14 protein-coding genes are annotated in these 14,623 nt (G+C 64.4%); 13 read left to right on the top strand and 1 reads right to left on the bottom strand.

All coding sequences use genetic code 11. From position 1 onward, the window contains the following. Nucleotides 1–22 precede the first annotated feature (22 nt). The 13 genes from hisC to cysM all read left to right on the top strand — a co-directional run bounded on the left by hisC (nt 23) and on the right by cysM (nt 13,748). On the top strand, nt 23–1,150 hold the full coding sequence (gene hisC, locus QPK27_RS06660) for a histidinol-phosphate transaminase (protein WP_290417419.1): 1,128 nt from the start codon (nt 23–25) through the stop codon (nt 1,148–1,150). Further along, entirely contained in the window at nt 1,151–2,065 is a 915-nt protein-coding gene (locus QPK27_RS06655) for a prephenate dehydrogenase/arogenate dehydrogenase family protein (protein WP_290417418.1), read from the top strand. It begins immediately after the preceding gene. Continuing rightward, entirely contained in the window at nt 2,062–3,393 is a 1,332-nt protein-coding gene (gene aroA, locus QPK27_RS06650; RefSeq protein WP_290417417.1) for a 3-phosphoshikimate 1-carboxyvinyltransferase, read from the top strand. Before QPK27_RS06655 ends, aroA begins: the two co-directional genes overlap by 4 nt. Nucleotides 3,394–3,409: 16 nt before the next feature. Further along, complete coding sequence (gene cmk / locus QPK27_RS06645) at nt 3,410–4,072, top strand: (d)CMP kinase (RefSeq protein WP_290417416.1); 663 nt, start codon at nt 3,410–3,412, stop codon at nt 4,070–4,072. Nucleotides 4,073–4,412: 340 nt separating this feature from the next. Further along, nucleotides 4,413–6,119: a 30S ribosomal protein S1 gene (rpsA, locus tag QPK27_RS06640; RefSeq protein WP_290417415.1), complete on the top strand. Its 1,707-nt coding sequence runs from the start codon at nt 4,413–4,415 to the stop codon at nt 6,117–6,119. A gap of 29 nt (nt 6,120–6,148) precedes the next feature. Beyond that, nucleotides 6,149–6,454 (top strand): integration host factor subunit beta, encoded by a 306-nt coding sequence (locus QPK27_RS06635; RefSeq protein WP_290417414.1) that lies wholly within the window; start codon nt 6,149–6,151, stop codon nt 6,452–6,454. Between the two features lie 157 nt (nt 6,455–6,611). Then, nucleotides 6,612–6,938 carry a lipopolysaccharide assembly LapA domain-containing protein gene (locus tag QPK27_RS06630; protein WP_290417413.1) on the top strand — a complete coding sequence of 109 codons (327 nt, stop codon included), beginning with the start codon at nt 6,612–6,614 and terminating at the stop codon, nt 6,936–6,938. Nucleotides 6,939–6,970: 32 nt separating this feature from the next. Beyond that, entirely contained in the window at nt 6,971–8,146 is a 1,176-nt protein-coding gene (gene lapB, locus QPK27_RS06625) for a lipopolysaccharide assembly protein LapB (RefSeq protein ID WP_290417412.1), read from the top strand. A gap of 71 nt (nt 8,147–8,217) precedes the next feature. Continuing rightward, nucleotides 8,218–9,195, top strand: a complete 978-nt coding sequence (gene rfaE1, locus QPK27_RS06620) for a D-glycero-beta-D-manno-heptose-7-phosphate kinase (protein WP_290417411.1) — start codon at nt 8,218–8,220, stop codon at nt 9,193–9,195. Between the two features lie 109 nt (nt 9,196–9,304). After that, nucleotides 9,305–9,649: a helix-hairpin-helix domain-containing protein gene (locus tag QPK27_RS06615; protein WP_290417410.1), complete on the top strand. Its 345-nt coding sequence runs from the start codon at nt 9,305–9,307 to the stop codon at nt 9,647–9,649. Between the two features lie 202 nt (nt 9,650–9,851). After that, nucleotides 9,852–11,222, top strand: coding sequence for a M20/M25/M40 family metallo-hydrolase (locus QPK27_RS06610; RefSeq protein ID WP_290417409.1), 1,371 nt, complete (start codon nt 9,852–9,854; stop codon nt 11,220–11,222). Nucleotides 11,223–11,433: 211 nt separating this feature from the next. Further along, nucleotides 11,434–12,675 carry a chromate efflux transporter gene (gene chrA, locus QPK27_RS06605; protein WP_290417408.1) on the top strand — a complete coding sequence of 414 codons (1,242 nt, stop codon included), beginning with the start codon at nt 11,434–11,436 and terminating at the stop codon, nt 12,673–12,675. 170 nt (nt 12,676–12,845) lie between these two features. Then, nucleotides 12,846–13,748, top strand: a complete 903-nt coding sequence (gene cysM, locus QPK27_RS06600) for a cysteine synthase CysM (RefSeq protein WP_290417407.1) — start codon at nt 12,846–12,848, stop codon at nt 13,746–13,748. 307 nt (nt 13,749–14,055) lie between these two features. On the opposite strand, the gene QPK27_RS06595 is transcribed toward cysM, so the two are convergent. Further along, nucleotides 14,056–14,394: a hypothetical protein gene (locus QPK27_RS06595; RefSeq protein ID WP_005669009.1), complete on the bottom strand. Its 339-nt coding sequence runs from the start codon at nt 14,392–14,394 to the stop codon at nt 14,056–14,058. Nucleotides 14,395–14,623 lie beyond the last annotated feature (229 nt).

The raw sequence follows: 14,623 nt of genomic DNA, 5'->3' as shown, positions 1-14,623 counted from the left end.
CACATTTCACTGAGAGACACACATGCCGCAATTCGGACCGGAATACGTTCGCGCCATCGCCCCTTACCAGGCCGGCAAACCCATCGCCGAAGTCGCCCGCGAGTTCGGGCTGGACGAAGCGACCATCGTCAAGCTGGCCTCCAACGAAAACCCGTTCGGCGTGCCGGAATCGAGCCGCGTGGCGATGCAGGAAGCGGCTCTAGAGCTGGGGCGCTACCCTGACGCCAACGGCTTCGAGCTCAAGACCGCGCTGTCGCAGCGCTATGACGTGCCGATGGAATGGATCACGCTCGGCAACGGCAGCAACGACATCCTGGAAATCGCCGCCCACGCCTTCGTGCAAAAGGGCGAGGCAGTCGTTTATTCCCAGTATTCGTTCGCGGTGTACGCGCTGGCCACGCAGGGCGTGGGCGGGCGCGCGATCGTGGTCCCGGCAGTCGACTACGGCCACGACCTGGACGCGATGGCGGCCGCCATCGACGCCGACACGCGCCTGGTCTATGTCGCCAACCCGAACAACCCGACCGGCACCTTCATCCCGGCCGACAAGATCGAAGCCTTCCTGCAGAAGGTGCCGGCGAACGTGATCGTGGTGCTGGACGAGGCCTACAACGAATACCTGGCGCCGCAGCACCAGTTCGAGTCGAGCGCCTGGGTGCGCAAGTACCCGAACCTGATCGTCTCGCGCACCTTCTCCAAGGCCTACGGCCTGGCCGGCCTGCGCGTGGGCTTCGCCATCGCCCAGCCGGAAGTCACGGACCTGATGAACCGCATCCGCCAGCCGTTCAACGTCAACTCGCTGGCGCAGGCCGCCGCGATCGCGGCGCTGAACGACAAGGCGTTCCTGGAAAAGGGCGCGCGCAACAACGCGGAAGGATACAAGCAGATGGTCGCCGCGTTTGACGAGCTCGGGCTCCAGTACGTGCCGTCGTTCGGCAACTTCGTGCTGGTGCGCGTCGGCGACGATGACGCGGCCGGCGCGCGCGTGAACACGGCGCTGCTCAAGCAGGGCGTGATCGTGCGTCCGGTCGGCGCCTATGGCCTGCCGCAGTGGCTGCGCATCTCGATCGGCCTGCCGCAAGAAAATGCGGCGTTCATCGCGGCGCTCAAGCGAGCGCTCTCGACGGAGAGCGCGAGCGCGGTGGGCTGAATGCTGAACAAGGTCGTCATCATCGGCGTCGGCCTGATCGGCGGTTCGTTCGCGCTGGGACTTAAACGCGCCGGCGCGGTGCGTGAAGTGGTCGGCATCGGCCGCCATCCGGAAGCGACGGCGCGGGCGCTGGAACTGGGCATCGTCGACAGCGTCGGCACCTCGTATGAAGATGCGCTGCGCGGCGCCGACCTGGTGCTGCTGGCCGCGCCGGTCGCGCAAACCGGTCCGATTCTGCAAGCGCTGCTGCCGCACCTGGAGCAGGGCACGATCGTCACCGACGCCGGCAGCACCAAGTGCGACGTGGTCGCGGCGGCGCGCGCAGCGCTCAAGGATCGCGTGCACCAGTTCGTGCCCGGTCACCCGATCGCCGGCAGCGAATCGAACGGTCCCGATGCCGCGCTGGCCGGGCTGTACGACGGCAAGAAGGTGGTCATCACTGCGCTGCCGGAAAACGCGCAGCAGGACGTCGAGCGCGTCGCCGCCGCCTGGCGCGCCTGCGGCGCCATCATCCATACCTTGAGCCCGGAAGACCACGACCGCGTGTTCGCCGCCGTCAGCCACCTGCCGCACCTGCTGGCCTATGCACTGGTGGATGACGTGGCCGCGAAACCGCACGCCGATCTGCTGTTCCAGTACGCCGCCAGCGGCTTTCGCGACTTCACCCGCATCGCCGGCTCGTCGCCCGAAATGTGGCGCGACATCAGCCTGGCCAACCGCGCCGCGCTGCTCGCCGAGCTGGATGCATATCTGGCACAATTGACGTCGATGCGCGCCATGCTGGCCGCCGCCGACGGCTCCGCGCTGGAGGCCGTCTATACCAACGCCCAGCGCGCCCGGCGCGCGTGGATCGAAGCCATCGAGGCTGGGTCCTCAGTTTCCCCATCCTGCCCGCAACCCCAGGACAACACATGACGCAGCAAAAACACTACCCCGAACACATCGACCTCGAACCCGTCCTGCACGCGGAAGGGACGGTGCGCCTGCCGGGTTCCAAGAGCATCTCGAACCGCACGCTGCTGCTGGCGGCGCTGTCCGAGGGCACGACCACCATCCACGACCTGCTGGCCTCGGACGACACCATGGTGATGCTGGGCGCGCTGCGCTCGCTCGGCATTCAGTGGGACCAGGTCGACGAGCGCACCGTGATCGTGCACGGCAACGGCGGCGTGCTGCCGAACCATGAGGCCGATCTGTTCATGGGCAACGCCGGCACCGCGATCCGTCCGCTGACCGCCGCGCTGGCCGTGATCGGCGGCGACTACACGCTGCATGGCGTGTCGCGCATGCACGAGCGCCCGATCGGCGACCTGGTCGACGCCCTGAACGAAGTCGGCGCCCAGATCGAATACACGGGCGAGCAGGGTTTTCCGCCGCTGCGCATCCGTCGCGGCCACATCACCGCCCAGCGCATCGCCGTGCGCGGCAACGTGTCGAGCCAGTTCCTGACCGCGCTCTTGATGTCGGCGCCGCTGATGGCCAAGACCCATGCGGTATCGATCGACGTGGTGGGCGAACTGATCTCGAAACCCTACATCGAGATCACGCTGAACCTGATGCGCCGCTTCGGCGTCGAGGTGCTGCAGAACGGCTGGTCCTCGTTCACCGTCGAGCCGGGCCAGCGCTACCGGAGTCCGGGCACCATCCACGTCGAAGGCGACGCCTCGTCGGCCTCGTACTTCCTGGCGGCCGGCGCGATCGCCGGCGGCCCGGTGCGGGTGGAAGGTGTGGGCGAACACAGCATCCAGGGCGACGTGCGCTTCGCCGACGCGCTCGAGCGCATGGGCGCCATCGTCACCCGCGGCGACAACTGGATCGAGGCGCGCTCGAATGGCGAACTCAAGGCCATCGACGCCGACTTCAACCACATCCCGGATGCGGCGATGACGATCGCGGTGGCGGCGCTGTACGCCGACGGCCCGAGCACGCTGCGCAATATCGCCAGCTGGCGGGTAAAGGAGACCGACCGCCTGGCGGCGATGGCGGCCGAACTGCGCAAGGTCGGCGCCGAGGTGGAGGAGGGGCCGGACTACATCCGCATCACCCCTCCCGAGCAGCTGAAACCCGCCACCATCGACACCTACGACGACCACCGCATGGCGATGTGCTTCTCGCTGGCTTCGCTGGACGGCAAGGCGCGGCGCGGCAACGCGATGCGCATCAACGATCCGAAGTGCGTCGCCAAGACCTTCCCCGATTATTTCGAAGCGTTTGCCAGCGTGGCGCGCAACGAGCTGTTCTAAACCAATCCATCAGCCTATGCCCAATTCCAACGTACCTGTCATCACCATCGACGGCCCGACCGCTTCCGGCAAGGGCACGGTCGCCACGCGCGTGGCCGAGCGGCTCGGTTTCCACCTGCTCGACTCGGGCGCGCTGTACCGCCTGACCGCGCTGCAGGCGCTGCGCACCGGCACCGACCTGGCCGACGAGCAGGCGGTCGCCACCGTCGGCGCCCGGCTGCCGGTACGCTTCGTGGGCGGTGAGATCCTGCTGGCGGGCGAAGACGTGGGCCACGCGATCCGCGCCGAAGAGGTGGGCAACCTGGCCTCGAAGATCGCCGCGCTGCCGGCGGTGCGCCAGGCCTTGTTCGGGCTGCAGCTGGGCTTCCGGCAGGCGCCGGGACTGGTCGCCGACGGGCGCGACATGGGCACCGTGATCTTCCCGACCGCGACGCTCAAGGTGTTCTTGACCGCAAGTGTCGAGGCGCGGGCGCAACGCCGTTATAAGCAATTGATTGACAAAGGCTTTTCTGCTAATATGGAAGGTCTGCTGATGGATTTGCAGGCCCGTGACGAGCGCGACACCAATCGCGCAGTCGCGCCGCTGGCGCCGGCAGCGGATGCGTATCTGCTGGATACGTCCGAAATGGGCGTGGACCAGGCGGTCGAGCAAGTGCTGGCCTGGTACGCGCAGAAGTAATTGTTATACAAGTTATCAAGACTTTGAACGGCGTGCCGTCTGCCTTCGATGAAGATCGTTAGCAGATGCACGTCGTTCCCGCGCAGGCGGGAATCCAGGTTCGATGCGCACTGTTGTGCTCGAGTCATCGCCATGGTGCGCTGGCAAACCTGGCTCCCCGCCTGCGCGGGGATGGCGGTCTTGCGGATGGTGGCTCCGTTTCACGATGGGCCGCGATCCCGGAGCGTCATCCTTTGGTGCCTGCGCCGGCAATTCCGCCAGCGCAGGTGTGTGTCAACCTGACCCAGTTCAGTCCGCAATTTCGCCGGGCTGCTGGCTAACGTGAAATATCCTCTCTTTTATGTCTACTGCAACCACCCAAGATACCGGCATGGAAAGCTTCGCAGCCCTCTTCGAGGAATCGCTGTCGCGTCAAGACATGCGTTCGGGCGAAGTCATTTCGGCTGAAGTCGTGCGTCTGGATCACAACTTCGTGATCGTCAACGCCGGCCTGAAGTCGGAAGCGTTCATCCCAGTTGAAGAATTCAAGAACGACCAGGGCGAACTGGAAGTTCAAATCGGCGATTTCGTTTCCGTGGCTATCGAGTCGCTGGAAAACGGCTTCGGCGACACCATCCTGTCGCGCGACAAGGCCAAGCGCCTGGCATCGTGGCTGGCTCTGGAAAAAGCCATGGAATCGGGCGAGATCGTCACCGGTACCGTCAACGGTAAAGTCAAAGGCGGCCTGACCGTCCTGACCAACGGCATCCGCGCATTCCTGCCGGGTTCGCTGGTCGACACCCGTCCGGTCAAGGACACCACCCCGTTCGAAGGCAAGACCCTGGAATTCAAGGTCATCAAGCTGGACCGCAAGCGTAACAACGTCGTGCTGTCGCGTCGTGCCGTCATCGAAGCATCGATGGGCGAAGAGCGCGCCAAGCTGATGGAAACCCTGAAAGAAGGCACCGTGGTCACCGGCGTCGTCAAGAACATCACCGACTACGGTGCGTTCGTCGACCTGGGCGGCATCGACGGCCTGCTGCACATCACCGACCTGGCATGGCGTCGCGTGCGTCACCCGTCGGAAGTCCTGTCGGTTGGCCAGGAGATCACCGCCAAGGTCCTCAAGTACGATCAGGAAAAGAACCGCGTCTCGCTGGGCGTCAAGCAGCTGGGCGACGATCCTTGGACCGGTCTGTCGCGTCGTTACCCGCAAGGCACCCGCCTGTTCGGTAAAGTCACCAACCTGACCGACTACGGCGCGTTCGTCGAAGTGGAACAAGGCATCGAAGGCCTGGTCCACGTGTCGGAAATGGACTGGACCAACAAGAACGTGGCCCCGAACAAAGTCGTGCAGCTGGGCGACGAAGTCGAAGTCATGGTTCTGGAGATCGACGAAGAGCGTCGCCGTATCTCGCTGGGCATGAAGCAGTGCAAAGCGAACCCATGGGACGACTTCGGCATGACCCACAAGAAGGGCGACAAGGTCAAGGGTTCGATCAAGTCGATCACCGACTTCGGCGTGTTCATCGGCCTGCCAGGCAACATCGATGGCCTGGTGCACCTGTCGGACCTGTCGTGGACCGAAGCCGGCGAAGAAGCCGTGCGCAAGTTCAAGAAGGGCGACGAGCTGGAAGCCGTGGTGCTGGCCATCGACGTCGAGCGCGAGCGTGTTTCGCTGGGCGTCAAGCAGCTGGAAGGCGACCCGTTCAACAACTTCGCTTCGCTGAACGACAAGGGCACCCTGGTCACCGGCACCGTGAAGTCGGTTGAGCCGAAAGGCGCCGTCATCGCGCTGAACGAAGAAGTCGAAGGCTACCTGCGCGCGTCGGAAATCGCACGTGACCGCGTGGAAGACGCCGGCACCCACCTGAAAGTGGGCGACAAGGTCGAAGCCCTGGTCATCAACATCGATCGCAAGGCTCGCAGCATCCAGCTGTCGATCAAGGCGAAAGACAATGCCGACACCCAGGAAGCGATGAGCAAGCTGTCGAACGACAACAGCGCAGCGTCGGGCACCACCAGCCTGGGCGCACTGCTGAAGGCCAAGTTCGATAACAAGAACTAATCAGTTCATTCTGATCTGGAGCTGAGCACATGACCAAGTCCGAGCTGATCAACCGTCTGGCCGAGCGTTATTCGCAGCTCGTGGCCAAGGATGCGGAGTTCGCGGTCAAGACCATCCTCGATGCGATGACCAACGCCCTGGCGAGCGGCCAGCGCATCGAGATCCGTGGTTTTGGCAGCTTCGCGCTGAACAGCCGGCCCCCGCGCATCGGACGCAATCCGAAGTCCGGCGACAAGGTGATGGTGCCCGAAAAACGGGTGCCGCACTTCAAGCCGGGCAAGCAGTTGCGCGAGCGGGTGGACGCGATGGTGGGGCAACCGATCATCAACGACTGAGGTCGTGTGCGGCTTCGAGAAACGGCATCCGTGAGGGTGCCGTTTTTTTTCGTGGCTGCTGCTGCGGCCCATGCGCCGAGCATCCCGTGCCACTTTGAAATATCATGACGAATATGCGACACTTCGCCCTCACGCCATCACCCAGCGGAACCTCTTGATGAAATTCGTCTCGACCATCGTCGGTTGCATCCTGTTCATCCTGTTCTTCGGCTTCGCCCTGAAGAACACCCAGGAAGTCGACCTGCACTTCTTCCTCGACTACGAACTGCGCGGTCCGCTGGTGCTGATGCTGCTGGCCTTCTTCGTGGCCGGCGCCGCGCTCGGCATCCTGGCGCTGACCCCGACCGTGTTCCGCCAGCGGCGCGAGCGCTCGCAGCACCGCAATACCATCCAGGCCCTGCAGAGCGCGGCCGGCACCGGCACGGTCAACCCGGCCACGCCGCCGCAGCCCGACAGCGTCAACCCGGCCTTGCCGCGGGCCTGACATGCGCCTCTAACAACAAGAACCAAGGATTTATGGACTTCGAACTCTGGATGCTGCTTGGCATCCCCTTCTTTTTCGGTCTCGGCTGGCTCGCCGCACGGGTCGACATCAACGCAGTGGTGTCCGAATCGCGCACCCTGCCGCGCGGCTACTTCAAGGGCCTGAACCACCTGCTCAACGACCAGCCCGACAAGGCGATCGATTCCTTCATCGAGATCGTCAAGCTCGATCCCGAATCGGCCGACATGCACTTCGCCCTCGGCAACCTGTTCCGCCGCCGCGGCGAGACCGAGCGTGCCATCCGCGTGCACCAGAACCTGCTGGCGCGGCCCGACCTGCCGCCCGAACAGAAGGCGCATGCCTCGTACGAACTCGGCATCGACTACCTGAAGGCCGGCCTGCTGGACCGCGCCGAGGAAACCTTCAACCGGTTGGTCGACACCCCGTATGCGGTGCAGGCGCGCAAATCGCTGCTCGAGATCTACCAGCGCGAGAAGGAATGGAAACGCGCGATCGAAGCCGCCGAAGGCTTGCAGGAATCGGGCGCCGGCGCGCGTCAGAAAGAGATCGCCCAGTTCTATTGCGAATTGGCCGAGGATGCCCTGGTGCACATCGCCCCGAGCGACGCCATGCAGCTGCTGGACAAGGCCATCGAGGCCGATCGCAACAGCGTGCGCGCCACCATCCTGCGCGGCGACGCGCTGCTGGCCCAGGGCGACGTCGAAGGCGCGCTGGTGGCCTGGCGCCGCGTCGAGCAGCAGAGCGTGCCGCATGTGGCCTTGGTGGCGCAGCGCCTGATGGACGGCTACCGCAAGGTCGGCCGCCCGCAAGAGGGCGTCAACCTGCTGCGCAACTACCTGGCCGAGGCCTCGTCGATCGACCTGATCGAAGTCGTGTTCAAGGCCGTTATCGAACTCGACGGCGTGGAAGCGGCCAAGGCCGTGGTGGTGGAAGAGCTGCGCCGCAATCCGACCCTGCTGGGCCTGGACAAGTTGCTGGAGGCGCGCCTGATGGATGCGCCGGCCCACGTCTGGGAAGAACTGTCGATGGTCAAGAACCTGGTGCAGCGCTACACCCAGAAGCTGGCGCGCTACCAGTGCAGCCACTGCGGCTTCAAGGCGCGCCAGTTCTACTGGCACTGCCCGGGCTGCAACCGCTGGGAAACCTATCCGCCGCGCCGCACCGAAGAACTCAACGTCATGAACTGACCCGCGCGCCGGCGCCTCGCATCGACGAGGGCGCCGGCCGCTTATCTACGTCCGACTCCACGCCCGACCCCATGAACAATCCGACCCCGAGCCGCCTGCTGGCGGCCGACAACTTCCGCCGGCAGGCGGCCCCGCAACTGTCCAACGTACGCCTGCTGGTGGTGGGCGACGTGATGCTCGACCGCTACTGGTTCGGCGACGTCGCGCGCATCTCCCCCGAAGCCCCGGTGCCGGTGGTGCGCATCGAACGCCGCGAAGAGCGCCTGGGCGGCGCCGCCAACGTGGCGCGCAATGCCGCCGCGCTCGGCGCACACACGGGCCTGCTGGGCGTGGCCGGCGCCGACGAGGCGGGCGACCAGATGGATGCGCTGCTGAAAGAGGGCGGCATCCACAGCTACCTGAAGCGCGACGAGGCCATCTCCACCATCATCAAGCTGCGCGTCATCGGCCGCCAGCAGCAGATGGTGCGCATCGACTTCGAGGATGCCCCGACCGAGAACGTGCTGCGCGACAAGCTGACCCAGTTCAAGGCGCTATTGCCGGACTACGACGTGATCATTCTGTCCGACTACAACAAGGGTGCGCTGGTGAATGTCGCGGAAATGATTTCCCTGGCGCGCGCGGCCGGCAAGATCGTGCTGGTCGATCCGAAGGGCGACGATTTCACCCCGTACAAAGGCGCCAGCATCCTGACCCCGAACCGCTCCGAGCTGCAGCGCGTGGTGGGCGGCTGGAAGACCGAAGAGCAATTGCTCGAGAAGGCGCAACGCCTGCGCGACGAACTGGGCCTGGACGCGCTGCTGCTGACGCGTTCGGAAGAGGGCATGAGCCTGTTCACGGCGGATGAAGTGCTGCACGTGCATGCCGACGCGCGCGAAGTGTTCGACGTCTCGGGCGCGGGCGACACCGTGATCGCCACCCTGGCCACCATGCTCGGCACCGGCGCGCCGCTGGACGAAGCGCTGGTGACGGCGAACCGCGCCGGCGGCATCGTGGTCGGCAAGCTGGGCACCGCGACCGTGACCCGCGAGGAGCTGTTCCCAGGCTGAGCCGGGTTTGATCTCGTTCAATCCCGGCCCGTCAACTGCGGCCGGGGTGATCCGTTAGGCGAACGATGGGCGGCGCCGCCGTCCACGCATTCAACCTATGGAGAATCCGATGATCAAGAAACTGATGCTTGCCGTTGCCGCGCTGGTCGCCTCGACGGGCTTTGCCTTCGCCCAGGTCGACGTCAACAAAGCCGACGCTGCTGCGCTGGATGGCGTGAACGGGATCGGACCGAGCATGTCCAAGGCCATCCTCGACGAGCGCGCCAAGGGCGAGTTCAAGGACTGGGCCGACCTGCAGGGGCGCGTGAAGGGCATGGGCGACAAGAAGGCGGGCAAGCTGTCCGAAGCCGGCTTGGTGGTCAACGGTAAAGCCAAGGAAGGCGCTGCTGCCAAGCCGGCCGCCAATGGTAATAAAGCGGCCGCGAAACCGGCTGACGGCAAGGCCGCGTCCTAATCGTAGGGTTTGCCTCGGCGGCCCCGCGCTCTGCCGCCGACGCGTGGATTGTTGCCGGCTCCGTTGTCGCGCCGGATGATCTCGCAGCCAACGATCGACGCGTCGGCGGCGGAGCCGCCAACCCTACGTAATGACTGACACCGGGCCGGACGCATGAGAAGATGTGACAAGTAAATTGCACATCATTATCAGAAAGGTCTCCATGCCTCACGCCCGCATCACTTCCATTGCCCTGGCCGCATCCCTGCTGGCCGGCAGCGCACTCGCCGCCACCCCGAAGCAGCCCGACATCGCCCGCGAACAAGCCCAGATCAACAAGATCCTGAGCGAAATCTCGCCCCAGCGCATCGAAAGCCACATCAAGAAACTGGTCAGCTTCGGCACCCGCCACACGATGTCGGACACGGTCTCGGAGACCCGCGGCATCGGCGCCGCACGGCGCTGGATCAAGGCCGAGCTGGAGCGCTGCGGCGCCGGCACCCCGCTGCAGGTGAGCTACGACAGCCACGTGGCCCCGGTCTCGGCGCGCATCTCGAAGCCGACCGAAATCGTCAACGTGGTCGCCACCCTGCCGGGCACCCAGGCCGCGTCGAAAGACCGCATGTACGTGGTCAGCGGCCACTACGACTCGCGCGCCAGCGACGTGATGGACGCCACCTCGGAAGCGCCGGGCGCCAACGACGACGCCTCGGGCACCGCCGCCATCATGGAACTGGCCTGCGTGATGGCCAGGTACAAATTCGACGCGACGCTGGTGTTCATGGCCGTGGCCGCCGAAGAGCAGGGCCTGATCGGCGCCCGCCACTGGGCCGAAGGCGCGCGCCAGAAGAACTGGAACGTGGCCGGCATGTTCACCAACGACATCATCGGCAGCTCGCGCGCCGACGACGGCCACGTCGACAACAAGCAGGTTCGCCTGTTCGCCCAGAGCATCCCGGCGACCAAGGAAATGAGCGACACCGTGCGCCAGCTGGTGGCGACCGGCGGCGAGAACGATTCGCTGTCGCGCCAGCTGGCGCGCCACACCAAGGAGCAGGGCGAGCGCTACGTGAAGGGCTTCAAGGTCTCGGTGATCCAGCGCCACGACCGCTACCTGCGCGGCGGCGACCACATGCCGTTCCTGGAGCAGGGCTACGCCGCGCTGCGCTTTACCGAGCCGGCCGAAGACTTCGCGCACCAGCACCAGGACCTGCGCACCGAGAACGGCAAGGTGTACGGCGACCTGATCGAGTTCGTCGACTTCGACTACGTGGCCAAGGTCGCGAAAGTGAACGCCGCCGCGATGGCGACGCTGGCGCTGGCGCCCGCCGCACCGCAAGAGGTCAAGCTGCGCACCGCCGGCCTGACCAACGACTCGACCCTGGTCTGGAAAGCCAACGCCGAACCGGACCTGGCCGGCTACCGCATCGTCTGGCGCGAGACCACTGCCGCCAACTGGCAGGGCTCGAAGTGGGTCGGCAACGTGACGGAAGCCACGCTCGACCTGTCCAAGGACAATGTGTTCTTCGGCGTGCAGGCGGTCGACAAGGATGGCAACGTCAGCGTCGCCACTTATCCGATGCCGCTGCGCTGATGTGAGAGTAAGTGCACGCAGGCGCCTGACGGCGACGCGTGCGCGCAGTTGCAGCAGATGCGCCGCTAGGCGAGCCTCGTCCCTGCCGCGCCTGGCAAGCGTGCGCGGCGCTGCGCACGCGCGCCATGCATCGCCATGATCTTTATTGCCTTCCTGACCGAATAGTCATCGCCACGGATCATCGTCAAAATATTGCTGTCCGGGATGTTCCATGCACTCAATCGACAAAACGACCGATCCACACGATGGCACGACCTGCTCGAACACGACCGATTCTCTTCTTTCCATTTTTTGGGTCTTCCTGAAACTTGGCCTGACTTCATTCGGTGGTCCGATTGCTCATCTTGGCTACTTTCGGGACGAATTCGTCGTACGGCGGCGCTGGTTGAACGATGCCAGCTATGGCGACCTGGTCGCTTTGTGCCAGTTCATGCCGGGACCAGCGTCGAGCCAGGTTGGCTTTTCCCTGGGCGTATTGCGCGGTAATGGCTTATTGGGCGGGCTGGCGGCGTGGCTGGGCTTCACGATGCCGTCTGCCATTGTTCTATGTGCGTTCGCGCTGGGAGCCACAGCATTCACTGGACCATTGGCAGAAGGTTTTCTGCATGGACTCAAACTGGTTGCCGTGGCCGTTGTCGCTCAGGCGATCTGGGGCATGGCTGGAAACCTGACACCCGACAGGCAGCGCGCAGCGATCGCATTGGGCGCCGTGCTGATCGTGATTTTCTTCGGCGGCGCGATCGGACAAATGGCGGCCATTGCCCTGGGGGCCCTCGCAGGGGTGTGGCTCTGCCGGGGGCAGTACGTTGCGGCCCATGGACAGCTGGTTTTTCCGGTCACACGTCGCGCCGGCATTGCAGCAGTCGTCCTGTTCGCCACGTTGCTGATCGCCTTGCCTGTTTTCGTTGCGCTGACAGGAAACGAGCAGTTTGCCCTCTTCGATTCCTTCTACCGCTCCGGTGCGCTAGTCTTCGGTGGCGGGCATGTCGTGCTGCCGCTACTGGAGGCGGAGATGGTCACGCCTGGGCACATCACCAAGGAAGCCTTTCTTGCCGGGTACGGAATGGCGCAAGCCGTCCCAGGTCCGCTCTTCACCTTTGCAGCCTATCTTGGTGCAGCAGCCAACCTGTCCGCGGACACGCTGAGCGGCGCAGCCGTTGCACTGGTCGCCGTTTTTCTTCCGGGTCTCCTGCTCGCGTACGGGATGCTGCCATTCTGGGACCGGTTTCGTCTGCATCCGTTCGCCCAGTTCGCCATGCGCGGCGCCAACGCAGCAGTCGTCGGCATCCTTGGCGCCGCGCTGTATGACCCTGTCTGGACTGGCGCTGTGCTCGATGCGCGAGACTTTGCGGTAGCGCTTGCAGGTTTCTTGCTGCTTACCACCTGGAAAGCGCCCCCATGGATTGTGGTCGTGCTTCTCGCAGCAGCCGGCATGTTGTCAAGGACGCTGTAATTACCGAAGTGGCGTGCTCATGAACAGCGGGCATGTTAACCGGCGCCGCGTTTTTTCATTGTCCACGGCAGCACCGGGGAGGGCGCGCGATGGCAATGCGGCCCGCCCCGACGCTTTATTGCTTCTCGGATTAAAATGACGCTTTGGTATCGCAAAGGTTTGAGAAAGCAATGGCATACATGACCATCGAAGCCACGATCGGCAACACGCCGCTCGTGCAGCTGCAGCGCCTGCCGGGAGACGAGATCGCGGCCCGCAACAACATCATCCTGGCCAAGCTCGAGGGCAACAACCCGGCCGGTTCGGTCAAGGACCGCGCCGCCATGGCGATGCTGCGCGGCGCCGAGGAGCGCGGCCAGATCAAGCGCGGCGACACCCTGATCGAAGCCACCAGCGGCAACACCGGCATCGCGCTGGCGATGGCGGCGGCGATCCGCGGCTACAAGATGATCCTGCTGATGCCGGACAACCTGTCGGTCGAACGGCGCCAGAGCATGGCCGCCTATGGCGCCCAGATCATCCTGACCCCGAAATCGGGCGGCATGGAATACGCGCGCGACATGGCCGAGCAGATGCAGAAGGACGGCCAGGGCATCATCCTCGACCAGTTCGCCAACTTCGACAACCCGCGCGCCCACTACGAAACCACCGGCCCCGAGATCTGGCGCGACACCGAAGGCCGCGTCACCCACTTCGTGAGCGCCATGGGCACCACCGGCACCATCATGGGCGTGTCGCGCTACCTGAAGGAACAGAACGAGGCGGTGTGCATCATCGGCGCCCAGCCGGAAGAAGGCTCGTCGATCCCGGGCATCCGCAAGTGGCCGGAAGCCTACCTGCCGAAGATCTTCGAAAAGGCGCGCGTCGACCAGGTCGAGAGCGTGAGCCAGGCCGCCGCCGAACAGATGGCGCGCCGGCTGGCGATCGAAGAAGGCATCTTTGGCGGCATCTCGGCCGCCGGCGCCTGCGAAGTGGCGCTGCGCGTGGCGCAGACCGTGGAGAACGCGACCATCGTGTTCGTGGTGTGCGATCGCGGCGACCGCTACCTGTCGACCGGCGTGTTCCCGGCGTAATTGAAGGCTGGCCCGGCGTAGGGTTGGCGGCTCCGCCGCCGACGCGTCGATTGTTGTCGCCTCCGATTGCGTGCCCGATGATCTTGCTGCGAACGATCACCGCATCGGCGGCGAAGCCGCCAACCCGGCGATCGTTAAGCAGCGCCCAAAAATAAAGCCGCCCGGGTCACGGGCGGCTTTGTTGTTTCTGCCGCCAATGCGGCGGCTCGTACACCCGCGCGGGCGTACGCACTACTGGCTGGCGTGCAAGGCGCGCCATGAAACCGATCGCATGCCGGCGCCCGCATCCAGGCGGGCGCCGCGGCAATCAGTCCTTGGCTGCCGGAACGGCGCCTTCCTTCGGTTTGAACTGCTTGTCGCTGATGCGGAACTTGGCGCGGCGGTCGCCCATCAGGTAACGCAGGTCACGGATCGACAGGTCGCTGACTTCGTGCATACGGATCAGCAGCGAAGCGCCGACCGGCAGGCGGTGGTGGCGAATCTTCGAGATCACCGGTGGGGCCACTTCCAGCGCGCGCGACAGGGCGGCGTCGTTCTTCAGGCGCAGGTTCTCGATCAGGGTGTCGAGCAGACGGTTCGGGTTGTATTGCAGCAGTTCGTCGCCTTCCGAATCGCTGTTCATATCAATGCCGACTTGGTTTGTCATGATTCAAATTCCTATATGGGGTTGGGCGAAATCGCGGGCGGCGTTTCGATTTCAGAAGTTTAATTTCGTAATTTTCTATTCAATTGTACAACTATTTTTATTCCGATACTTAGGAGCAAGCTGGAATAAGATCGCGTTTTCGGATTTCGTTGTCTCAGTGCAACAATAGCCGCAATGCAATTCTCTCATAAACTCACTGAGAAAATAATTGTTTTTTCTTTAAGGCTTA

The organism is Massilia sp. YIM B02443, from assembly GCF_030411955.1.
Taxonomy (GTDB): Bacteria; Pseudomonadota; Gammaproteobacteria; order Burkholderiales; family Burkholderiaceae_D; genus Telluria.
This window is presented reverse-complemented; position numbering and strand designations above follow the sequence as displayed.